Annotated in this window: 18 protein-coding genes; 7 read left to right on the top strand and 11 right to left on the bottom strand. The window is 64.7% G+C overall.

Going from position 1 to position 22,468, the window contains the following annotated elements; genetic code table 11:
* The coding region (locus APH30_RS29990) for a methyl-accepting chemotaxis protein (protein WP_371262871.1) at positions 1-684 on the bottom strand (684 nt) is incomplete at its 3' end.
* Between the two features lie 1,337 nt (positions 685-2,021).
* A complete protein-coding gene (locus tag APH30_RS16710) occupies positions 2,022-3,377 on the bottom strand; it encodes a diguanylate cyclase (protein WP_054913175.1) in 1,356 nt (451 codons plus the stop codon).
* Between the two features lie 248 nt (positions 3,378-3,625).
* On the opposite strand from APH30_RS16710, the gene APH30_RS16705 reads away from it, so the two are divergent.
* From APH30_RS16705 to APH30_RS16685, 5 genes are all read left to right on the top strand, one after another.
* Positions 3,626-4,693, top strand: coding sequence for a DUF2333 family protein (locus tag APH30_RS16705; protein WP_009685766.1), 1,068 nt, complete (start codon positions 3,626-3,628; stop codon positions 4,691-4,693).
* Between the two features lie 2 nt (positions 4,694-4,695).
* Positions 4,696-5,232, top strand: coding sequence for an NUDIX hydrolase (locus APH30_RS16700; RefSeq protein WP_009685767.1), 537 nt, complete (start codon positions 4,696-4,698; stop codon positions 5,230-5,232).
* A gap of 316 nt (positions 5,233-5,548) precedes the next feature.
* Complete coding sequence (locus tag APH30_RS16695) at positions 5,549-5,920, top strand: translation initiation factor Sui1 (RefSeq protein ID WP_009685768.1); 372 nt, start codon at positions 5,549-5,551, stop codon at positions 5,918-5,920.
* A gap of 149 nt (positions 5,921-6,069) precedes the next feature.
* Positions 6,070-7,983 carry an arginine decarboxylase gene (gene speA, locus APH30_RS16690; RefSeq protein ID WP_029885908.1) on the top strand — a complete coding sequence of 638 codons (1,914 nt, stop codon included), beginning with the start codon at positions 6,070-6,072 and terminating at the stop codon, positions 7,981-7,983.
* Positions 7,984-8,154: 171 nt separating this feature from the next.
* A complete protein-coding gene (locus APH30_RS16685) occupies positions 8,155-8,610 on the top strand; it encodes a transposase (protein WP_054913174.1) in 456 nt (151 codons plus the stop codon).
* An 85-nt stretch (positions 8,611-8,695) separates the two neighbouring features.
* Here the strand turns inward: APH30_RS16685 and APH30_RS16680 are convergent, their stop codons facing one another.
* Entirely contained in the window at positions 8,696-10,033 is a 1,338-nt protein-coding gene (locus tag APH30_RS16680) for an MATE family efflux transporter (protein WP_054913173.1), read from the bottom strand.
* A 201-nt stretch (positions 10,034-10,234) separates the two neighbouring features.
* Here APH30_RS16680 and APH30_RS16675 point away from each other — a divergent pair, with 201 nt between their 5' ends.
* Entirely contained in the window at positions 10,235-15,136 is a 4,902-nt protein-coding gene (locus APH30_RS16675; protein WP_054913172.1) for an alpha-2-macroglobulin, read from the top strand.
* A 137-nt stretch (positions 15,137-15,273) separates the two neighbouring features.
* Here APH30_RS16675 and APH30_RS16670 read toward each other — a convergent pair whose 3' ends face one another.
* Positions 15,274-15,567, bottom strand: a complete 294-nt coding sequence (locus APH30_RS16670; RefSeq protein ID WP_054913171.1) for a hypothetical protein — start codon at positions 15,565-15,567, stop codon at positions 15,274-15,276.
* 77 nt (positions 15,568-15,644) lie between these two features.
* Here APH30_RS16670 and pbpC point away from each other — a divergent pair, with 77 nt between their 5' ends.
* Positions 15,645-17,999, top strand: a complete 2,355-nt coding sequence (gene pbpC / locus APH30_RS16665) for a peptidoglycan glycosyltransferase PbpC (protein WP_054913170.1) — start codon at positions 15,645-15,647, stop codon at positions 17,997-17,999.
* Between the two features lie 54 nt (positions 18,000-18,053).
* Here the strand turns inward: pbpC and APH30_RS16660 are convergent, their stop codons facing one another.
* From APH30_RS16660 to APH30_RS16630, 7 genes are all read right to left on the bottom strand, one after another.
* A complete protein-coding gene (locus APH30_RS16660) occupies positions 18,054-18,830 on the bottom strand; it encodes a response regulator transcription factor (RefSeq protein WP_029885903.1) in 777 nt (258 codons plus the stop codon).
* Positions 18,831-18,950: 120 nt separating this feature from the next.
* Positions 18,951-19,421: a prepilin peptidase gene (locus APH30_RS16655; RefSeq protein WP_009685779.1), complete on the bottom strand. Its 471-nt coding sequence runs from the start codon at positions 19,419-19,421 to the stop codon at positions 18,951-18,953.
* A gap of 179 nt (positions 19,422-19,600) precedes the next feature.
* A complete protein-coding gene (locus APH30_RS16650) occupies positions 19,601-20,170 on the bottom strand; it encodes a DUF4136 domain-containing protein (RefSeq protein WP_054913169.1) in 570 nt (189 codons plus the stop codon).
* A 19-nt stretch (positions 20,171-20,189) separates the two neighbouring features.
* Positions 20,190-20,813, bottom strand: a complete 624-nt coding sequence (locus APH30_RS16645) for a DUF4136 domain-containing protein (protein ID WP_054913168.1) — start codon at positions 20,811-20,813, stop codon at positions 20,190-20,192.
* 21 nt (positions 20,814-20,834) lie between these two features.
* Complete coding sequence (locus APH30_RS16640; RefSeq protein ID WP_054913167.1) at positions 20,835-21,584, bottom strand: methyltransferase domain-containing protein; 750 nt, start codon at positions 21,582-21,584, stop codon at positions 20,835-20,837.
* Positions 21,581-21,886, bottom strand: coding sequence for a MazG-like family protein (locus APH30_RS16635; protein ID WP_009685784.1), 306 nt, complete (start codon positions 21,884-21,886; stop codon positions 21,581-21,583). Before APH30_RS16635 ends, APH30_RS16640 begins: the two co-directional genes overlap by 4 nt.
* A 91-nt stretch (positions 21,887-21,977) precedes the next feature.
* On the bottom strand, positions 21,978-22,468 hold a 491-nt coding region (locus APH30_RS16630; protein WP_256222053.1), incomplete at its 5' end, for a MaoC/PaaZ C-terminal domain-containing protein.

The following is a 22,468-nucleotide window of genomic DNA, read 5'->3' as shown; positions in this document are numbered from 1 at the left end:
GTCTTCACCCAACGCATGAATCCGCTCGCTATGATCACGAATCTCACTCACCGCGCCAGTCTGTTGCGCGGTGACGTCGGCAATGCGTACCGCCGTATCGGCGATCGTGCGGATCGCGCTGACGATCTCATCCAGCGCGCCATCGGCGGCCTGGGCCTGGTTGGCGGTGGTTTCGGCGTGTTCGAGCTGGGTGCGCATGCCGGCCACCGACTCCCGCGCCGCCTGCTGCAAGCGGTCGATCAGTGCCTGGATTTCGCCAGTAGCCCCGGTGGTGCGCTGCGCCAGCGAACGCACCTCGTCAGCCACTACGGCAAAGCCGCGGCCCATCTCGCCAGCCCGGGCCGCTTCGATGGCGGCGTTCAGCGCCAGCAGGTTGGTCTGTTCCGCAATCGAGCGTATCACCGTCAGTACGCCGCCGATGGTGGCCGATTCTTCGGCCAGTTGCTCGATCATGCGCGCATTGCCCTGTACCTCATCGACCAGTTCCCGCAAGCCCGACAGGCTCTGGCCAATCACCGCCTGGCCCTGTTCCACGGCACGCCCGGCATCGCGGCTGGCGTGGGCGGCAGCGCTGGCGTCGCCGGCCACTTGCTGAATGGTGGCTTCCAGCTCGCCCAAGGCGTCGCGGATCTGCCCGGTATCGCCGGCCTGGCGGTGGGCGCCATCGTGCAGCGCGGCGCTCATGCCGGCCAGGGCATGGCTGCTGCCGGCGACTTGTTCGGCGTTGTGGCGAATGGTGCCCACCAGTTCGACCAGGTACTGGCGCAGGCGGTTGAGCGATGCCTGAATGTCATGCAGTTCGCGGTTGGTCTTGCCCAGGGCGATCACCTGGGCGAAGTCGCCCTCGGCCCAGCACGATAGCGCCGGGGCCAGGCCGGTCAGGGTGCGCGCCAGGCGCCGCTGCAGGGTATCAATCAACAGGGCGATGAACAGGATCAGGGCGATCATCAAACCCTGGATGATGCGCACCTCGCCGGCAATTTGGCCATGTTGGGCGCGCACTTGCGGTTCCAGCGCGGCGATGGCCTGCTGTACGGCTTCCAGGCGCTGGCCGGTGCTGGCAGCCAGGGCGGCACGGCGCTCGATCTGTCCGCGCGTGCGCTGCAATTCGGCCGGGTAGCGGCCCAGCAGGTTTTGCAGCTCACGCTTCAGGCCCACGGCGATGTCTTCCTGCCGGGCGCTGGCCTGGGTTTGCAGGCCCATCATGGCGGCGAAGTCGTCGGCACCAGAGGCAGCAGCGCGGGTGACACCGAGCAAAGGCAGGGCATCAATGGCCTGTGCCTGGCTGCGGATCAGTTGCAACTCACGCTCCACTTCGTCAGCCAGCTCCGGGCGGCCGCTGCTGACCAGCTTGTCGCGGGCCAGTGCCAGCCGGCCCAGGTGCACGCTGGCGTCGAGCAGCGGGAGCAAATAGCGGTCGGCCTCGGCAGTGCCGCTGTCGCGGGCGTAGCCGGCCAGTTGCTCGAAATTGGCCCCCAATTCCCGTTCGGCCTGCAACAGCAGCGCTTGCGGGTCGCCAGCCAGCTTGCCGGCCGCCAGCAGTTCGTTGCCGGTGAAGGCCTGCAGGCTGGCCAGGCTGGGGCGCAGGTTGGCCGCCAGTTCGGCGGGCCAGTCGGCCAGGGCGCCCTGCAGTTGCTGGATGGCCTGCGTGGCGGCGGCATGGCGCAGGGCATCCCCGCTGCCCAGGTAGGCGTGGATATTGCCCGCCACCTGCTGCTGAAACTGCTGGGACAGGCCCAGGTAGCGCTCCATCAGCTGATAGGGCCGTTCCAGCGCCCGTTGCGACCACCACAGGGTAGCGGCCAGGGTGAAACACACAGTCACCAGCAACAGCGTATTGAAATTGGTCAGCCACTTCAGGCGCATAGCCGCGAACTTCCTGCGGAGGGGAGTGGGGGTAGGCGGCTGAAGTTATGGCGATTGTGTGACCGGATGATGACGCCGAGGGCTTGGCGTCAGAAAAAAAGTGGCAGAGTGCCCCTATCTGATGGCGCTACTGATTCCTCGCAGGCAGGGCCGTTTCAGCGCTCTACCCTTACTACACAGTTACGCCCGGCATGCTTGGCGCGGTACAGGGCTTCATCCGCCGCGCTGGCCATGGTCAACGCGTCCAGCCCCTCATCCATCTGCACCACCCCGGCACTGAAGGTGCACTGCAGATCCTGCGGCTGCGCCGGGTAGATGATCTCGGCAAAGCGCCGACGAATCTCGTCTAGCACTTTGTAGGCCGCCTCCAACGCGGTATTGGGCATGACGATGGCGAATTCCTCGCCGCCGTAACGGCCAATGAAGTCGCTCTTGCGCAGGCGCTGCTTGAGGAACAGCGCCAGGCTCTTGATTACCCGGTCCCCCATGGGGTGGCCGTGGCGGTCGTTGATCTTCTTGAAGTGGTCGATGTCGAGCATGGCGAAACTCAACGGCTGCTGCTCACGGCGGGCGCGGAAGCTGCAGTCCTCAAGCAATTGCAGAATATGGGTGTGGTTGTACAGCCCGGTCAGGCTGTCACGCACCATGCGTGCCTTCAGGTGCCGCGCGCGGGCCGCACGGTTGCGCACGGTGGTGATCAGGTGGCGCGAGCGAAACGGCTTGGTCAGGAAGTCATCGCCGCCTTCGCTCATGGCGTCCAGTTGCTTGTCCAGGTCGTCTTCGGCGGACAGGTAGATGATCGGCACGCTCACATAGCGGTCACTGTGGCGGATCACCTTGGCCAGTTCCGGGCCGGTGCAAGCCGGCATGTACAGGTCGAGAATGATCAGGTCGGGCTGAAAGTCGGCCAGCTCGGCCATGGTGCGGATCGGGTCGGTCAGGCTGCGGGTCACCATGCCGGCGCTGGCCAGCACCCGTTCGGTGTGCAGTGCCTGGGTGCGTGAATCGTCGATGATCAGCACTCGCAATGGGTCGTGCGGGCCGGCGTTGGTCAGCAATTCGACCTTTTCCAGCAGGCTGGATGCCTCCAGGCTGCCGGTCAGAAAGTCCTGCCCACCGGCGCGCACGGCAGCCAGGCGCGTCGGTGTGTCAGCTTCGTGGTGGCTGAAGAACAGCAGCGGAATGCTCTGCGCCAGGCCGTGTTGTACCTGGGCGGCCAGGAGCAGGCCCTGGCCGCTGCCGGTGAAGTCGACATCCATGATGATGGCCGCAGGCGGGTATTCGCCGACCGAAGCCAGAAACGCGGCAGCGTTGGGCAGCGCCTGCACCAGCAGCCCGAAGAATTCCAGTTGCTGGGCCAGGCGCAGGGCCCGCTCGTGGTCCTGCAACAGGATGTACACCGGCTTGCGCAGGGGCACCAGCACCTCGTCAAGGGAGTCGTCCTTGCGCAGGCCGCTACGCGACAGTTGCGGGTCGGGGCACAGCGGGCTTGGCTCGACGGCTTGGCTCATGACCTGGCTACTTGTAGGTTGGGATATGCAGGGGCAATGATGGCTCTATGCTAGCAGTTCTTTTCCCTCGCATGAGTGCCCTGCATCAACATTGCGTTCTGAACGAATATTCAGTTACCGACCGATTGGTCGCTTATGCGTAAGGCGGTGTCTGCTTTATAGTGCTGCCACGCGGGCTTGCCGTGGCACCCTGGCGCAGGCCTGTGGTCAAAGCCCCTGAACCGTCGTGACTGATTAAGGACAAAGCCATGCTGGATTGGAAAAACCGCGAGGCCAAAGCCGAGCCCCGTGAGCGTGTCGACGGCCGCGGCGCTGCCGCCCGTAGCTACCTTGGCGGCCTTTGGAGCCGAGCCCTGGGAACCCTGATCGGGTTGTATCTGCTGGTGTGCATCGGCCTGGGCTGGTACTGGAGCCAGGAACCTGCGCTGTTCCCGGTGCAGCAGAATGCCCAGGCTGCTGCCGAGCGCAATGGCCAGCAGATGGTGATTGGCTACACCACCGTGGAAACCCTCAAGACCGTGGCCGGCACCCTGCTGAACAAGCCGGGCGGTTACATTTCCAACGACCGCTTCCCGCCTGGGCTGTGGATGGACAACATGCCGAGCTGGGAGTACGGCGTGCTGGTGCAGGTGCGCGACCTGTCCCGCGCCTTGCGCAAGGACTTCGCCCGTTCGCAGTCGCAATCTACCGAAGACGCCGACCTGGCCAAGGCCGAGCCGCGCTTCAACTTCGACAACAAGAGCTGGATCCTGCCCTCGAGCGAGTCGGAGTTCGAAGAGGGCATCAAGTCGCTGTCGCGCTACCAGACCCGTCTGGCTGCTGGCGACAAGGGCGCGATCTTCTATACCCGTGCCGACAACCTGAACAACTGGCTGGGTGACGTCGCCACCCGCCTGGGTTCGCTGTCGCAGCGCCTGTCGGCCAGCGTTGGCCGGGTCAAGCTCAACACCACGCTGAAGACCGAGTCGGTGGTTGCCGGCCAGGCGCCGCAAGTGGACGAAGAGCTGGTGGAAACCCCATGGCTGCAGATCGACAACGTGTTCTACGAGGCCCGTGGCCAGGCCTGGGCGCTGTCGCACTTGCTGCGTGCCATCGAGGTCGACTTTGCCGATGTACTGGCGAAAAAGAATGCCACGGTCAGCGTGCGGCAGATCATTCGTGAGCTGGAAGCCTCGCAAGAGCCGCTGTGGAGCCCGATGGTGCTCAACGGCAGCGGCTTCGGCATGTGGGCCAACCACTCGCTGGTCATGGCCAACTACATTTCCCGGGCCAACGCGGCGGTCATCGACCTGCGCCAGTTGCTGTCGCAGGGTTGAGCATGGCCATCAGCGCCAACGAGGCCGCCCACCGGGCGGCTTCCGACCGTGAACTGGTCACCTGGGTCGACGAAGCCGACCAGGTGCTGGGCGCCTTGCCCCGCGCCGAGCTGCGTGAGCGCGGCCTGATCGGCCGCTGCACGTTCATTCTGCTGTTCAACAGTGCTGGTGAGTTATGTGTGCACCGGCGTACCTTGAGCAAGGCGCTGTACCCAGGGTACTGGGATGTGGCGGCGGGTGGCATGGTCACGGCCGGCGAAGGGTATGCCGAGTCGGCGGCGCGTGAACTGGCCGAGGAGCTGGGCATTGAAGGCGCGGCGCTGCGGTTTCATGAGCGGTTCTACTTTGACCAGCCCGATAACCGTTTGTGGTGTGCGGTGTATTCGGCGGTGTCGGATGCGCCGCTGCGGTTGCAGCCGGAAGAGGTGATCGAGGCGCGGTTCATTGGCCTGGCGCAGGCCGAGGAAGAAAGCCTGATGAAGCCGTATTGCCCGGATTCGCTGGCGGCGTTGCAGCGCTACAAAGCCAGCCTGGGATGACGTGGGGACCGCTTTGCGGTCCTTTCGCGACGCAAGGCCGCTCCCACATCGATCGGCGTATGCAGGACCTTGTGGGAACGGCCTTGCGTCGCGACAGGGCTGCAAAGCAGCCCCAGTTCCCGGGTAGTCGCAAAACATTCGCAAAATGCCGCAATCCTGTACTTAGCAATCGCCGCATTTATCGTTACACTGCGCGCCCTTTTCGGGCTGCCGCATGTCTTGCAGCAGTAGCGCCGCCCCTGCCAGAGTGGGGCTTCGCGGTCGGCCTCATCCCCAAGGTACGACCAGTTTTTGTCCTCTGCACCGAGGAACAAAAGTGGCCAAGAAAGCTTCTTCCTTCGCCGCCCTTGGCGGTCTCGTTTACTCCACCGACGCCGGTCGGCATTGCCCCGACTGTGGCCAACCGGTGGATGCCTGTACCTGCAAGCAGCAGGTCATCCCCGAAGGCGATGGCATTGCCCGTGTGCGCCGTGAAAGCAAAGGCCGCGGCGGCAAGACCGTGACCACCGTTACCGGTGTGCCGTTGCCGCCCGATCAGCTCAAGGAGCTGGCCACCACCCTGAAGCGCCGTTGCGGTACCGGTGGCGCGTTGAAGGATGGGGTCATCGAAATCCAGGGCGACCATGTCGAGCTGCTGATCGCCGAGCTGATCAAGCAGGGCTTCAAGGCGAAAAAGTCCGGCGGCTGAGCCGGCGCGCATTTTTGCCCAGTGCTTTCTAAACTCGTTGCCGTGGCCAGGGTCTACCCTGGGGCACGGACGAATCGTCATTTTCGGCTTTTACACTGCGCCCGCCAGCATGCAGGGCAGTGTCTTCGACTTATCTATAGGGGACTTGAATGTCCGTACGACGCACACGCAAAGACGATGGTAGCCAATGGACCGTGGCCGACAGCCGCAGTGTTTATGGCATCCGCCATTGGGGCGCTGGTTATTTCGCCATCAATGAGGCCGGGCGCGTCGAAGTGCGCCCCAACGGCCCGAACAGCGCGCCGATCGACCTGTTCGAACAGGTCGACGAACTGCGCCAGAGCGGCTTGTCGTTGCCCTTGCTGGTGCGCTTCCCCGACATTCTGCAGGACCGCGTTCGCCAGCTGACCGGCGCTTTCGACGCCAATATCGCGCGCCTGGAGTACCAGAGCCAGTACACCGCGCTGTACCCGATCAAGGTCAACCAGCAGGAAGCGGTGGTGGAGAACATCATCGCCACGCAGAACGTGTCGATCGGCCTGGAGGCCGGCTCCAAGCCCGAACTGCTGGCGGTGCTGGCGCTGGCGCCCAAAGGCGGCACCATTGTCTGCAACGGCTACAAGGACCGTGAATTCATCCGCCTGGCGCTGATGGGCCAGAAGCTCGGCCACAATGTGTTCATCGTCATCGAGAAAGAGTCGGAAGTGGCCCTGGTGATCGAAGAGGCCGCCGAGCTCAAGGTCAAACCCCAGGTTGGTCTGCGCGTACGCCTGTCTTCGCTGGCTTCGAGCAAGTGGGCCGACACCGGGGGTGAAAAGTCCAAGTTCGGGTTGTCGGCCGCGCAGTTGCTGTCTGTTGTCCAGCGTTTCCGCGATGCCGGGTTGGACCAGGGTATCCGCCTGCTGCACTTCCACATGGGGTCGCAGATCGCCAACCTGGCCGACTACCAGCACGGCTTCAAGGAAGCCATCCGTTACTACGGTGAGTTGCGTGCGCTGGGCCTGCCGGTGGACCACATCGATGTGGGTGGCGGCCTGGGTGTCGATTACGACGGTACCCACTCGCGCAATGCCAGTTCGATCAACTACGACATGGACGACTACGCCGGCGTGGTGGTGGGCATGCTCAAGGAGTTCTGCGATGCGCAGGGCCTGCCGCACCCGCACATCTTCTCCGAGAGCGGCCGTTCGCTGACCGCGCACCACGCCATGCTGGTGATCCAGGTGACCGACGTCGAGAAGCACAACGACCAGGTTCCGACCATCGAGAACAAGGAAGCCTTGCCCGAGACCGTGCAGTGGCTGGTCGACCTGCTTGGCCCGACCGACATCGAGATGGTGACCGAAACCTACTGGCGTGCCACCCACTACATGGGTGACGTGGCTGCGCAGTATGCCGATGGCAAGCTCACCCTGAGCGAGAAGGCCCTGGCCGAGCAGTGCTACTTTGCGGTCTGCCGCCGTCTGCACAACTCGTTGAAGGCGCGCCAGCGTTCGCACCGTCAGGTACTGGACGAACTGAACGACAAGCTTGCCGACAAGTACATCTGCAACTTCTCGGTGTTCCAGAGCCTGCCGGACACCTGGGCCATTGGCCAGGTACTGCCGATCATCCCGCTGCACCGCCTGGACGAAGAACCCCTGCGGCGTGCGGTATTGCAGGACCTGACCTGCGACTCCGACGGCAAGATCAACCAGTACGTCGACGAGCAGAGCATCGAGACCAGCATGCCGGTGCATGCGGTGCAGGAGGGCGAGGATTACCTGTTGGGCGTGTTCCTGGTCGGTGCGTACCAGGAAATTCTGGGTGACATGCACAACCTGTTTGGTGACACCGACTCGGTGAACATCTACCAGAACGCCGATGGCAGCGTGTACCACGCCGGCATCGAGACCCACGACACCATCGAGGACATGCTGCGCTACGTGCACCTGTCGCCCGAAGAGTTGATGACCCACTACCGCGACAAGGTTGCCAGCGCCAAGATCACGGCCCGTGAGCGCACGCAGTATCTGGATGCCTTGCGGCTTGGTTTGACCCGGTCGTCGTACCTGTCGTCGTAAATGCCAGGGCCGCCCCGCAAAAACGGCATGGATTGCGTGTTTTTGTGGGAGCGGCCTTGCGTCGCGATTTGAGGGCGCAGCCCTCACCGGCGTCATACCCGGTAAAAATCCTGTCCTCGCCCGCCGCACCAGCGCCGCTACCTTTGATAGCAATGTTCAAAGGAGGACGACATGGAAGGTCCAAGCTCCCATCGTTTACGCAGTGGCCGAGTGTCCGAGCCCGGGCGCCTCTATCTGCTCACCACCACGACTCGAAATCGAACGCCATTGTTCAAAGACTTCCGATACGCCAGAACGGTTATCCAGCACCTGCGGCTCAGCGAAGAGAGCAGGGTGTGTCGGTCGCTGGCTTGGGTGTTGATGCCGGACCACCTTCACTGGCTTATCGAGTTGGGGCCGTCGAGCCTGGGTAGGCTGATGTGCGAGTTCAAGTCCAGAAGCAGCTGTGCCCTGTTCAAGGTCGGTGCTCAAAGACGGCATATCTGGCAAACCGGCTTTCATGATCGGGCGCTCCGACGCGAGGAGGATGTGCGAGCGGTTGCCCGCTATATCATCGCCAACCCCATTCGGGCTGGCCTGGTGCGGCGCGCTGGTGAGTACCCCCATTGGGATTGTGTTTGGCTGTGAGGTCGCAGGTGAGGGCTTTGCCCTCATTTCGCGACGCAAGGCCGCTCCCACAGGGAACCGGGAAACCAGGCCGCGATCGCCGGCATTATCGAATCCACTCGTCTCTGTGCTGCAACCGCCACCCCACCCACCCCAACGTCACCGCCCGCAACCCCATGAACCCGAGAAACGCCAACCACAAACCATGGTTGCCAAACCCGCTCATGGCCACCGCCACCGGCAGCGCAATCAGCACCGAAACCAGCATCGCATTGCGCATCTCCCGCGCGCGGGTGGCGCCTATGAACAAACCGTCCAGCAAGTAGCTCCACACCGCAATCAATGGCAGCAACGCCAGGTAAGGCAAGTACGGGTAAGCCGCTGCGCGGACGCTGTCGATGTCGGTCTGCAGATCGATGAACAGGTGCCCACCCAGCAGGAACATCCCGGCAAACCCGAGACTGGTGATCAGTGACCAACCACAGGCCACCACCAGCGAGCGGCGCAAGGTGAGGCGATCACCGGCACCGATGGCGTGGCCGCACAGTGCCTCCACCGCATGCGCCAGCCCATCCAGCGCATAGGCGGTCAGCAGCAGGCCATTGAGCAGCAATGCATTGGCCGCTACGGTCGCCTCGCCCAGGCGTGCGCCTTGCAGGGTGATCAGCAGGAACACCAACTGCAGCGCCAGGCTGCGCAGGAAAATGTCGCGGTTCACGGCCAGCAACGGTCGCCAGGCCTGCCAGTGCTTCAGTGCTGCCCATGCGACCTGCCCTGGGTAGGCGCGCAGCGCCGGGCGGGTCAGGGCCAGGCCAAGCAGGGCGGCACTCCACTCGGCAATCACCGAGGCCCGCGCTGAACCCAGCACACCCCAGTCCAGGCCCAGTACGAACCACAGGTTCAGCGCGATGTTCAGCACGTTGGTCGTCAGCAGGATCGCCAGCGGCGCGCGGGCGTTCTGCGTGCCAAGGAACCAGCCGACCAGGGCATAGCTGGCCAGCGCCGCAGGCAGCCCGAGCAGGCGGGTGTGGAAGAAGTCTTCGGTGGCTTGCTGCAACGCGTCGCTGGGTTGCATCGCATGCAGTGCCAACTGGCTGAAGGGAATGGCCAGCAGGCCAAGCAACAGGGCAAAGCCGACCGCCAGCAGCAGCCCTTGAACCAGCACCTGGCGCAACGCCGCGCCGTCGCGCCGCCCGGCGGCCTGGGCGGCGAAACCAGTGGACCCCATGCGCAGGAAGCCCATGAGGCCGACCATGAACGTGAACAACGTGGCGCCCACGGCCACTGCGCCCAACTGGTGGGCGTGGGGCAGGTGGCCGATGACGGTGCTGTCGACCAGGGCTACCAAGGGCACGGAGATGTTGGACAGGATCATCGGCGCGGCCAGCGCCCAGACCTTGTGGTGGGTGGGGCGGTGGCGCCAGTCGGCGGTCAGTGCAGTCATTGCGGTCCTTGGGAATCTGGGGCTGCTGCGCAGCCCAATCGCGACACAAGGCCGCTCCCACATTGATCGGCGTACGCAGGCCTTTGTGGGCTATTCTGAATGGGCACAGTGTAACGGCCAGGCAAGCAAACCGCGCGAACATGATTCCGGCCAGCTATAATTGCGGCCCTCAAGTACCCGCTGCCAAAGAGTTCCTACTCCATGTTCAACAAAGGATTGTTGCTGGCCTGCGCGCTGGCCTTGCTCAGTGCCTGTGACTCTTCCACGCCGGACAAACCGGCGCCGGCCGAGAAGCCGGCAGCCACCGCGCCCGCCGAGGCCCCCGCTGCCAAACGCGAAGACCCTGCCGTGCTCGCCAAGCGCTATGCAGGCCGCGAGCTGGCTGTGCTCGACGTTTCCGAAGTGCAGCTCGACGGCGCCGCGACGCTGTCGATCAGCTTCTCTGCCCCGCTGGATGCCAAGCAGGACTTCGCCACCAAAGTGCACCTGGTCGATACCGTCAAAGGCAAGCTCGATGGCGCCTGGGAGCTCTCCGACAACCAGATGGAGCTGCGCCTGCGCCACCTCGAACCCCAGCGCAAGCTGGTGCTGACCGTGGACAAAGGCCTGCTGGCGGTGAACGGCGAGCAACTGGCCAGTGAGTCGGTGACCCGCCTGGAAACCCGCGACATGCAGCCGACCATCGGCTTCGCCAGCCGCGGTTCGCTGCTGCCCACACGCCTGGCAGAGGGCCTGCCGGTGATCGCCCTGAACGTCGACAAGGTCGATGTCGAGTTCTTCCGGGTCAAGCCGGAGATGCTCTCGAACTTCCTGGCCAGCTGGGGGCGCAACAGCAGCCTGTACTACTACCAGTCCAAGGAAACCCTGGACATGGCCGAACTGGTCTACAGCGGCCGCTTCGACCTGAACCCGGCACGCAACACGCGCGAGACCGTGCTGCTGCCCATCGCTGGCATCAAGCCACTGCAGGCGCCTGGCGTGTACCTGGCGGTGATGCGTGCCTCCGGCACCTACGATTACTCGCAGCCGGCCACCCTGTTCACCCTCAGCGACATTGGGGTTTCCGCGCACCGCTACCGTGACCGCCTGGACGTATTCGCCCAGGCATTGGAAGGCGGCAAGGCCATGAGCGGCGTCAACCTGGAAATCCATGACGACAAGGGCAAGCTGCTGGCCCAGGCCGCCACCGATGGCAAGGGCCACGCCCAGTTGCCGATCACGCCCAAGGCCGACACCCTGATCGCCACCCAGGGTGTGCACACCACGCTGCTGCGCTTGAACACGGCCGCGCTGGACCTCGCCGAGTTCGACATCACCGGGCCCCAGGCCAACCCCTTGCAGTTGTTCATCTTCGGCCCGCGCGACCTGTATCGCCCAGGCGAAACGGTGCTGCTCAACGGCCTGCTGCGTGACCAGGACGGCAAGCCCGTCAAGGCCCAACCGGTGAATGTGGAAGTGCGCCGCCCGGATGAACAGGTCAGCCGCAAGTTCGTCTGGGAGGCCGATGCCAATGGCCTGTTCCAGTACCAGTTGCAGCTGGCCAGCGAGGCCCCCACCGGTCGCTGGCAGCTGTTGCTCGACCTCGGCGGTGGGCGCCAGCAGGTCTACGAATTCCTGGTTGAAGACTTCCTGCCCGAGCGCCTTGCGCTGGAGCTCAAGGGCAGCAGCCAGCCACTGTCACCGGATGAAAACGCGCGCATCCAGGTCACTGGCCGTTACCTGTACGGCGCTCCGGCGGCCGGCAACCGCCTGAGTGGCCAAGCCTACGTGCGCCCCTTGCGCGAGGCGGTGCCGGCGTTGCCGGGTTACCAGTTCGGCTCGGTCACCGAAACCGAACTGAACCAGGACCTGGAGCTGGATGAAGTCACCCTCGACCAGGCGGGCAAGGCCGTGGTCGATATCGAAAGCCGCTGGGCAGAGGCCCGCTCGCCGTTGCAGCTGACCGTGCAGGCCAGCTTGCAGGAGTCCGGCGGCCGGCCGATCACCCGGCGCCTGGAACAGCCGATCTGGCCGGGCGAGCGCCTGCCAGGCTTGCGCGGCCTGTTTGACGGTGAGGAAACCGATAGCGACGGGCCGGTGGAGTTCGAGGTACTGGTGGCCGACCACGACGGCAACAAGCTGGCGGCCAACGACCTCAAGGTGCGCCTGGTGCGTGAGCGCCGTGATTACTACTGGAACTACTCGCAAAGCGATGGCTGGAGCTATGCCTACAACGAGAAGTTCCTGACCCAGAGCGAAGAGACGGTCAGCGTCAAGGCCGGCTCCACGGCCAAGCTGAGCTTCCAGGTGGAATGGGGCCCTTACCGGGTCGAGGTGGAAGACCCGCAGACCGGCTTGGTGTCCAGCGAGCGCTTCTGGGCCGGTTACCGTGCCCAGGACAACGCCGAAGGCGGTGCCGTACGCCCCGACCAGGTCAAACTGGCGCTGGACAAGCCGGCCTATGCTGATGGCGCCACGGCCAAAGTCACCGTGACCCCGCCGGCTGCGGGCAGCGGTTACCTGATGATCGAGTCCAGTGACGGCCCGCTGTGGTGGCAGGAAATCGACGTGCCCGCCGAGGGCAAGACGTTCGACGTGCAACTGGACAAGGCCTGGGCCCGCCATGACCTGTACATCAGTGCGCTGGTAATCCGCCCTGGTGAGCGCAAGGCCAATGCCACGCCCAAGCGTTCGGTCGGTGTGCTGCACCTGCCGCTGGACCGTGCCGGCCGCAAGCTGGCGGTGAGCCTGCAAGCCCCCGAGAAAATGCGCCCCAAACAGCCGCTGACGGTGAACGTGAAGGCCGCCAACGCCGACGGCAGTGTGCCGCGGCAAGTGCATGTGCTGGTGTCGGCAGTGGACGTAGGTATCCTCAATATCACCGACTTCAAGACCCCCGACCCGTTCGCCAGCCTGTTCGGGCGCAAGGCCTACGGTGCCGACCAACTGGACATCTACGGCCAGTTGATCGAGGCCGGGCAAGGCCGCCTGGCCAGCCTGGCATTCGGCGGTGACGCGGCCATGGCCAAGGGGGGCAAGCGCCCCAACACCACGGTGACCATCGTCGCCCAGCAAAGCGTGCCGGTTACCCTGGATGACAACGGCCAGGGCCAGGTAACGGTCGATATCCCCGACTTCAATGGTGAACTGCGCCTGATGGCCCAAGCCTGGACCGACGACCACTTCGGCATGGCCGAAGGCAAGACGGTAGTCGCTGCGCCGCTGATCGCCGAGCTGTCGGCACCGCGTTTCCTCGCCGGCGGCGACCGCACCAACCTGGCCCTGGACTTGGCCAACTTGTCGGGCCGGGCCCAGCAGTTGCAGGTTGAAGTCAGCAGCGAAGGGCAACTGAGCCTGGCCGCCAATGCCTTGCATACCGTGGCCCTGGCCGAAGGCCAGCGCTCGACGCTGCTGATTCCAGTGCAGGCCCAGGGCGGCCTGGGGCAGGGCAAGGTCCGGGTGCGTGTCACCGGGTTGCAACTGCCCAACGAGCCAAGCACCGCCTTCGAGCGCGAGTGGGCGCTGGGCGTGCGCCCGGCCTACCCGGCGATGCTCAAGCACTACCGCGTGGCCTTGAAGGACCAGCCATGGACGCTGCCCGAAGCAGACCTGGCCGCCTTCGAACCGGCGGGCCTGGAGGCCAGCCTGGCCTTGTCGAGCCGGCCACCGCTCAACCTGGCCGAGCAGATCCGCGCGCTGGAGGCGTACCCGTACGGTTGCCTGGAGCAGACCACCAGCGGCCTTTACCCGTCGCTGTATGCCGATGCCCAAAGCCTCAAACGCCTGGGCATCAAGGGTGAGCCGGCAGATGTGCGCAAGCGCAAGATCGAGATGGGCATCGAGCACCTGCTGGGCATGCAGCGCTACAACGGCAGCTTTGGCTTGTGGAGTTCGGACAGCGAGGAGGAATACTGGCTGACCGCCTATGTCACCGACTTCCTCCTGCGGGCCCGCGACCAAGGTTATGGGGTACCGGCCGAAGCGCTGAAGAAGGCCAGCGAGCGCCTGCTGCGCTACCTGCAGGAGCGCAACTTGATCGAGGTCGACTACAGCGAAAACGCCGAACATACCCGCTTCGCCGTGCAGGCCTATGCCGCGCTGGTGCTCGCGCGCAGCCAGCAAGCGCCGCTGGGCGCGTTGCGCGGTTTGTTCGAGCGCCGGGCCGATGCCCGCTCTGGGCTGCCGCTGGTGCAGCTGGCGGTGGCACTGGACAAGATGGGCGACAAACCGCGTGCCCAGCAAGCCCTGCAAGCCGGGCTTGGCATCAGCCGCAGCAAGGGGTGGATGGCTGACTATGGCAGCCCGCTGCGTGATCAGGCGCTGATCCTGGCGCTGCTGCAGGAAAGCAACCTGGCCACCAACCAGGTCGACCAGCGTCTGTTTGCCCTGTCGGATGAACTGGCGGCCAACCGCTGGCTGTCGACCCAGGAGCGTAATGCCTTGTTCCTCGCCGGCCGTGGCCTGCTGGGCAAGCCCGAGGGCCAGTGGCAGGCGCGCCTGGACAGTGCCGGCGAAGTACGCGAATTGAACAACGCCGAGTCTGGCATGAAGCTGGATGGCCCGCTGCTGGCCTCGCCGCTGAGCGTGCAGAATGAAGGCAGCGCGACGCTCTACCAGCAACTGACATTGTCTGGCTACCCGCGCCAGGCGCCTGCCGCCGGCGGTAACGGCATGCAGATCCGCCGCGAATACCTGGGCATGAATGGCCAGCCACTGGACCTGCACAACCTGCGCAGTGGCGATCTGGTCCTGGTGCACCTGGCGCTCAAGGCCCAGGACCGCGTGCCCGATGCGCTGGTAGTGGACCTGCTGCCGGCTGGCCTGGAGCTGGAGAACCAGAACCTGGCGCAAAGTGCCGCCAGCCTGGACAACGCCAGCAGTGCGGTGAAGGAATGGCGCGAATCGATGCAGAACGCCAGCGTGGTGCATCAGGAGTACCGTGACGACCGCTACGTGGCGGCGCTCAAGCTCGACGGTTATGGCACCACGCACCTGTTGTACCTGGCGCGGGCGGTGACCCCGGGCACCTACCGCGTACCGCCGCCGCAGGTTGAGTCGATGTATCGGCCGAACCTGCAGGCGGTGGGTGATGGGCAAGGCGAGATGACGGTAAAAGCCCGCTAGGCTTGTGCTGCTGTTACCGGCCTCATGCTGGCAAGCCAGGTGCTGCACCTGGCTTTGATGCCGCTGCGGTCACCGTGGCAGCCGGCTTGCTGGCGATCGGGCCGCCGTGCGGCTTCCCGGGCGGCCCCCGGGATGGCTCAGTGGATCACCCAGCTCATTACCCACAACCCCAGCACCAGCCAGATGATCCCAAGGATGATCGACGCACGCATGAATGCGCGGATGGCCGAGTACAGCAGCATCAGGCCGACGATCAGGGCCAGGATGCTGACCAGCGAGGTGTCCATGCCCAAGGTGCGCGCCAGGCCGTCGATGAAATTGCCACCGGCATTGGCCAGCAGGTTGAACAGCCCGCTCAATGCGTCGACGATGAAGCGAATCAACGATCCCAGTGCCTGGCCCAGCCACTCGAAAAAACCTTCTACATGCATAGTTGCTTCCTGATGAACGAGCCGGCGAGTTTGCCGTCCCAAAGCCTTTGGCCATTACCTGGCCAGGTCAGTTCCCGATGCCAAGCTTAGCGCGGCCACGCAGCCGTGCGGGCAGGTTGTTGCGCGCCGTGCTGCTCGGCCTGCTGTTGCTGGCTGGCCTGTTGTGGCTGGCAGACCGCATCTGGCCCCTGCCCATGCCGGGTGACGACCTGGCGCGGGTAGTGCTGGCCGAGGATGGCACCCCGTTATGGCGGTTTGCCGATACTGATGGCGTGTGGCGTTACCCGGTCAGCCCTGATGAGGTTTCACCGCTGTATCTGCAGGCGTTGTTGACCTACGAAGACCGCTGGTTCTATCACCACCCCGGGGTCAACCCGCTGGCGCTGGCCCGTGCTGCCTGGCTGAACCTGCGCGGTGGGCGAGTGGTGTCGGGCGGCAGCACGCTGTCGATGCAGGTGGCCCGCCTGCTCGACCCGCACGACCGCACCCTGGCTGGCAAACTGCGCCAGCTGTGGCGCACGTTGCAACTGGAATGGCACCTGTCCAAGCGCGAGATCCTGCAAATCTACCTGAACCGCGCGCCGTTCGGCGGTACCTTGCAGGGGGTGGCCGCAGCCAGTTGGGCCTACCTGGGCAAGTCGCCGCGGCACCTGACCCCGGCCGAAGCCGCGTTGCTGGCGGTGTTGCCGCAGGCACCCAGCCGCCTGCGCCCCGACCGCCACCCCGAGCGGGCACAGCGCGCACGCGACAAGGTACTGCAACGCCTGGCGGAGTATCAGGTGTGGCCGGCACGGCAAATTCGTGAAGCTGCCGAAGAACCGCTGGTCCTGGCCCCACGGCAAGAGCCAGCGCTGGCGCCATTGCTGGCGCGGCGTTTGAACAGCGCCAATAGCCCACCGCTGATCCGCACCACGCTCGATGCCGCCTTGCAACGGCGCCTCGAAGACTTGCTGCTGGGCTGGCGCGCACGGCTGCCAGAGCGCACCTCTGCCGCCATTCTGGTGGTCGAAGCACAGACCATGGCCGTGCGTGCCTACCTGGGGTCGATCGACCTGGCCGACGAGCGCCGCTTTGGCCATGTCGACATGGTGCGTTCGCTGCGCTCGCCCGGCTCTACGCTCAAGCCTTTCCTGTACGGCATGGCATTGGACGACGGCCTGATCCATTCCGAATCGCTGCTGCAGGATGTACCGCGACGCTACGGCGACTACCGGCCCGGCAATTTCTCCATGGGTTTCAGCGGCCCGGTGTCGGCCAGCTCGGCGTTGGCGTTGTCGCTGAACCTGCCGGCAGTGCAGCTGCTGGAAGCCTACGGCCCCAAGCGCTTTGCCGCGCAACTGCGTATGGCGGGTATGCCACTGGCACTGCCGCCTTTGGCAGAGCCCAACCTGTCGCTGATCCTGGGCGGCGCCGGCAGCCGCCTGGAAGACCTGGTTGGCGGCTACGCCGCGTTTGCCCGGGGCGGCAACAGCGCGCAGGTACGCCTGCAGCCGCAGGACCCGCTGCTCGAGCGGCGTCTGTTGTCGCCGGGTGCAGCGTGGATCGTGCGGCGTATTCTCAGCGGCCAGGCACGCCCCGACCGCGACCCGCATGCCGAACTGGTGCAGCGCCCGCAACTGGCCTGGAAGACCGGCACCAGCTATGGCTTTCGCGATGCCTGGTCGATCGGCGTGGGCCCGCGCTACCTGATTGGTGTGTGGATCGGTCGCCCAGACGGTACGCCGGTAGCAGGGCAGTTCGGCCTGGCGTCGGCCGCCCCCCTGATGTTGCAGGTGCACGACCTGTTGAGCAATCGCGACAGCCAGCGGGGTATCAGCGTGCCAGTCTTGCCGGTGCCCGCCAGTGTCGGCGTGGCCGCGATCTGTTGGCCGCTTGGCCAGCCCATGGCCAGGCAGGACAGTAACTGCCGGCGCCAGCGGTTTGCCTGGACCTTGGACGGCACCACGCCGCCAACCTTGCAGGCCGCCGACCAGCCGCTGGGCCTGGGCTTGCGCGAGACGGTGTGGGTCAACCCGCATGGCTTGCGTGTGGATGGGAGTTGCCCAGGCGCCACGGCCCGCGATATTGCCCTGTGGCCGGCACCGCTGGAGCCCTGGCTACCGCGGATGGAGCGGCGTGCCGCACGGTTGCCGGCCATCGACCCAAACTGCCCGCCACAGGTACCGGCCAGCGCACCACCGCTGTCGATCGTGGGGGTGCGCCCGGGCGACAATCTGCGCCGGCCGGCCACCAGCAGCGAGCCTTTGCAGTTGCATGTTTCGGCCCTGGGGGGCGGCGGCCGGCGTTGGTGGTTCCTCAATGGCCAGCCGCTGGGGGAGACCCAGGGGCAGGACAGCCTGCTGCTGCGTTTGCCCCAGGTTGGCCAGGCCGAACTCAGCGCCCTGGATGAAAGCGGTGCGACTGCCCGGGTGGCGTTTCAGGTCAGTGAGTAGGTGCCCGACGGCAATTTGGGGCGGTAATACGCCCCGGGTACAGCAGGCCGCCGGTCAGTGGGTAGTGAAGCGTTGATGCACTGGCGATGAGCTGGGCGTCAGCGCCAGCGCCAATTGGGTACGGTTATGCATATGTGTCAACCGCAGCACCTGCGACACGTACAGTTTGACGGTGTTCTCGGTGATCCCCAGTTCACAGGCAATCTGGTAATTGGTCTTGCCCTTGCTCACCAGCCGCGCGACCTCCAACTGGCGGGGCGACAGTTTCTCGAACGCTGCGGGTAGCTCGCTCTCGCTTTCTTCAGCATCCGTGGCACGCCGATGGGCGCCTTGGCCGCGGGCTTTCTCCAGCTCCTGATAAAGCTCGTCCACAGACTCGGCCAACTCTTGCAAACGCTGGTTCAAGCCGCCCAGGTTGCGGAGGTTGCGCTGGCGCTCGAGCAAGGCCTGCTCCTGCTGGCGAACACCTTCGAGCAGTTCCTCAAGGTCCATGGGTTTCTGGTAATAGTCGGCAAAACCTGCGCGCAGGGCGCGGATCACGTCCTGTTTTTCCCCCCGGCCGGTCAGCATGATGGCCTCGAACATGCGTTGGCTGCCGTCGATCTCCTTCAAGGCGCGCACCAGCTCGATGCCGTCCCGTTCGGGCATTTCGAGGTCGCAGATGATGAGGCCGACTGCAGGGTCCGACGTATACCGCTCAATGGCTTCGTCGGTGGAATAGGCGGGTACGCAGGTGTAACCCGCGGTTTCAAGGTATTCACATAGCTGCTCGACAATGACCGGTTGGTCGTCGACCACCAATACCTTCACTTCACTCACTGGTCTGGACACGATCAACTCCCTGTTCGTATACGGCCCTGCTCCCGGGCCAGACGCTCTGGCAATGTAAAAAGTAGTCGCACACGGCGATTCTGTACAAACCCTGTACACATTGTCCGACCACAGGCATCGCTATTGGATCCATACGGCTGTCAGCAGAAAGCCGGTGAGCACATAGGGGACGAACGCCTGCTTGTCGCCCATTTCCTCGGTCAGGGCTTGCAGGCGCTTCTTGATCTTGGGGTTGAGCAGCAGCCATAGACGCCGACGGGCCAGCAGCCAGACCAGCACGCTGACCCCAGCGCCAATGAACGTGCCAAGCACGTATTGCGTGCCGCTGGCCAAGGCCAGGGCGCCCATCAGCTTGACATCATCGGCGCCGAAGTGGCCGTACATATAGCCGGGCAGGGTCAACAGCATGACGATGGCCAGCGCCCATCCGGCATCGCTGGCATCGGCCCCCATCCAGCTATGGCCAGTGGCGAACAGCCAGAGCAGGGCACAGCTGGCCACACCCAGGGTGAGCAGGTTGGAGATCTGGCGTTGACGCACATCCTGTTCGGAGCACAAGGCAAGCCACAGCAGCAGAACAATGCTTTGCATTGGCAGGTCGCCCTTCCTAAAAGTTGAACACTTCTACCCGGTCAGTCAGGTTTCCTTGACTGAAGATAGACCGGAACGTGCGCACGAGTAGGCCTTGCAACCGAAAAAGGCGTGGTCGGAACGGATTTTGTCGTAGCTGTCACCGGGGCTGCGCTTGAGCCCCTGGCTGCTTTTGAAGGTTATTTCCGGCTACCCGGCGGGTAATTGCCCAGCACTTTGGCCACGGTGTTTTGAATGGCGCTGTTACGCTCTTCAGGGCCCGGTGGGTAGTTGTTCATGATCTGCTCGGCACTGCCGCGCCAGACCAGCTTGCCGTCACGGCCATCGAAAAGGTCGACCTGAATGGTGGCCACCTTGTAATCGACGCTGCGGGTTTCGTTATACATGGGGCCACCCCAGTACCCGCCCCAATAACCACCCCAGCCCCCGTCGTAATTGGTGGTGATCTGTTGCTGGCGCTGCTCGACGATCAGGTAGGTGCGTACGGTCAGGTCTGGCCGCGCGCCGCCCTGCACCGGGCGCAGGCCGCGCTGGTCGAGCTGCTCGGCCACTGCCGTACGGATGCGCTGCTCGGTCAGGTCGCTCTTGATGCGAGGGTCATCCGGGCGGTACTGCAAACCTGGCTCCTGCCATGCCCAGCTGCGGTAGGCGGCAAAGTCGCGGCTGGCATCGAAATCCTGCTGAACGTTAGTGCTCGAGCAGGCTGACAATACCAGCGCGAATGACAGTAGAACGAGACGGCGCAACATGGTGGTTCTCCGTTGGCTATTAACTGGGAGGATAGCCGCTGAGCGCCTTGTGCACAGCATCGCGCACGGCGTTTTCGCGTTCGCGTGGCGAGTCCTTGTCGCTGCCGCTTTCGGCGCTGGCGCTCCATACCGGTTGGCCGGTACGGGCGTCGTAGAGGTCGATGCGCACCACCATCACCTGCACCTCGTAGGTCCGCACCACTGGCACGCTGGCATAGCCCCCGTAGTCATGGCGGTAACCGCCATAGCCCACGCTGCCGTAGGGGTAAGGGTCATAGGTGTCGTAATCGCGCACTTGCCGCAAGCGCCTCTCCAGGCGCATGTCGGCGCTTACCAGCAAGTCGCCGGGGCCGCCCCGCGCCGGGCGCAGGCCATGCTGGTCGAGGGCACCACCAACGGCATCGGCCAGGGGCGCCGGGTCGGCCCCCGCCGAGCCACTGGGCAACCGGCCATTACGCCAGCTCCAGCTGCGGTAGCGCCCGTAATCGCGTGCCGGTGCCGGGTAGGCACTGGCGTCGAAGGTAGCGGCCGCCTGTGCCGGCGCCGGGGGCAACGGCCGGCTGCTGGCAACATACGGATTGGGGCTCTGGCAGCCAGCCAGGGCCAGCGGCAGCAGGGCCAGGTACAACAGACGGTATGGCATGTATTCCTCCCGGCAGGCCGCTCAGCGAGGGCGGCAGACCCAGTGCAGGTAGCGCCCGAGCCCGGCGAACCCAGGGTGGCGGCGGTACGCCAGCTCCATCTCCAGCAGGTCGAGCAGTTCAGCCTTGGCCTGGAACTCCTTGGGCATGTAGTCGTGGAACACCCGCACACCGCTTTCACTTTGCACCTGCCACAAGGGTTCAAGGTGCGCCTTGAGCTCGCGTGGATCAAGCGGTTTCTGAGGGGTCAGGCTCTGCTTTTCACCTTCCAGGCGGTTGCTGCGCAGCTTGCGGAAATGGCCTTTGAGCAAGTTGCGGTAGACCAGGGCGTCGCGGTTGTAGAACGCCAGCGACAACCAGCCACCCGTGGCGGTGAGCTGGTGCAGCACGGGCAGGATGCTCTCGGGTTCGGCCAGCCATTCCAGCACAGCGTGGCACAGCACCAGGTCGTAGGGCTCGTTCAATTGGCCGAGCAGGTCTTGCCAGGGGGCCTGGACGAAGGTGGCCGTCTGGCCGGCTTCGGCAAAACGGGCCTGGGCGCCGTCAAGCATGGGTGCAGCCGGTTCTGCGAGGGTCACCTGGTGGCCACGTTCGGCCAGCCACAAGGCCATGTGACCCAGGCCGGCGCCGATATCCAGAACACGCAACGGACGATCAGGCAGCGCCTCGGCCAGGTCGGCCTGCAAGACGGCCAGGCGGATCGCGCCCTTGGCGCCGCCGTAGATCTTTTCCGCGAAGCGGGTGGCCAGTTCATCGAAATGACGGTCGTTCATCGAGCGAAACGCCTCTCGCTGTCGGCCAGCTTGGCCCGCACCACCTGGTCCATGTCCAGGCCCAGCTCACTGCATAACAGCAGCAGGTAGAGCACCACGTCACCGACTTCCTGCCCGGCGTGGGCCAATTTGTCGGCAGGCAGTTGGCGCGATTCGTCTTCGCTCAGCCACTGGAAAATCTCGACCAGCTCGGCCATTTCGACGCTGGCGGCCATGGCCAGATTCTTTGGGCTGTGAAAGCCACGCCAGTCGTTGTTGTCACGGATCTGGTGCAGGCGTTGGGTAAGCTCTTGCAGGTTCATCGGGGGTCTCCAAATGCTGCATAGCTTCTGCCCTGGCCCGATGCAAAGCAAGGGGCCGCCGCGTAGCGCCCCCAGGTCCCGGCAATGAGCCCTAGAGCTGATCCCAGCGGCCGAGCATATGCAGTATGCCCCCATGCCCATCCAGCCGCAGCACTCCTGCAGGCCCCGCCTCGCTGGCACTGAGCACCACTTCGGAGGGCAACCTGACCGGCTTGCGGAAAGCCACCTCGAAGGCATAGCCGCTGTGCGGCAGGTGCCCGCGCAATGCGGCCAGTGCCATGGCCTTTGTCCACATGCCATGGGCAATGGCCGTGGGAAAGCCGAACAACCGTGCACTCACCGCACTCAGGTGGATAGGGTTGTAGTCCCCGCACACCTTGGCATAACACCGGCCGATGTCACTGTCGGCATACCAGCGGGTGGCCTCGGGCAAGGCAGGCGGTTCGTCGTCGGCCCGCCCGCCGGCCTGGCCATCCAGCTTCAGCCCACGTACCAGCATGCGGCTTGTTTCACGCCAGAGCACGCCAATGCCATCTTCGGCTTCGGTCACCAGGTCGAAGGTGCCACCTTTGTCATGCGCCT

Origin of the sequence: Pseudomonas sp. NBRC 111127 (assembly GCF_001320345.1) — a bacterium.
GTDB lineage: Bacteria > Pseudomonadota > Gammaproteobacteria > Pseudomonadales > Pseudomonadaceae > Aquipseudomonas > Aquipseudomonas juntendi.
This window is presented reverse-complemented; position numbering and strand designations above follow the sequence as displayed.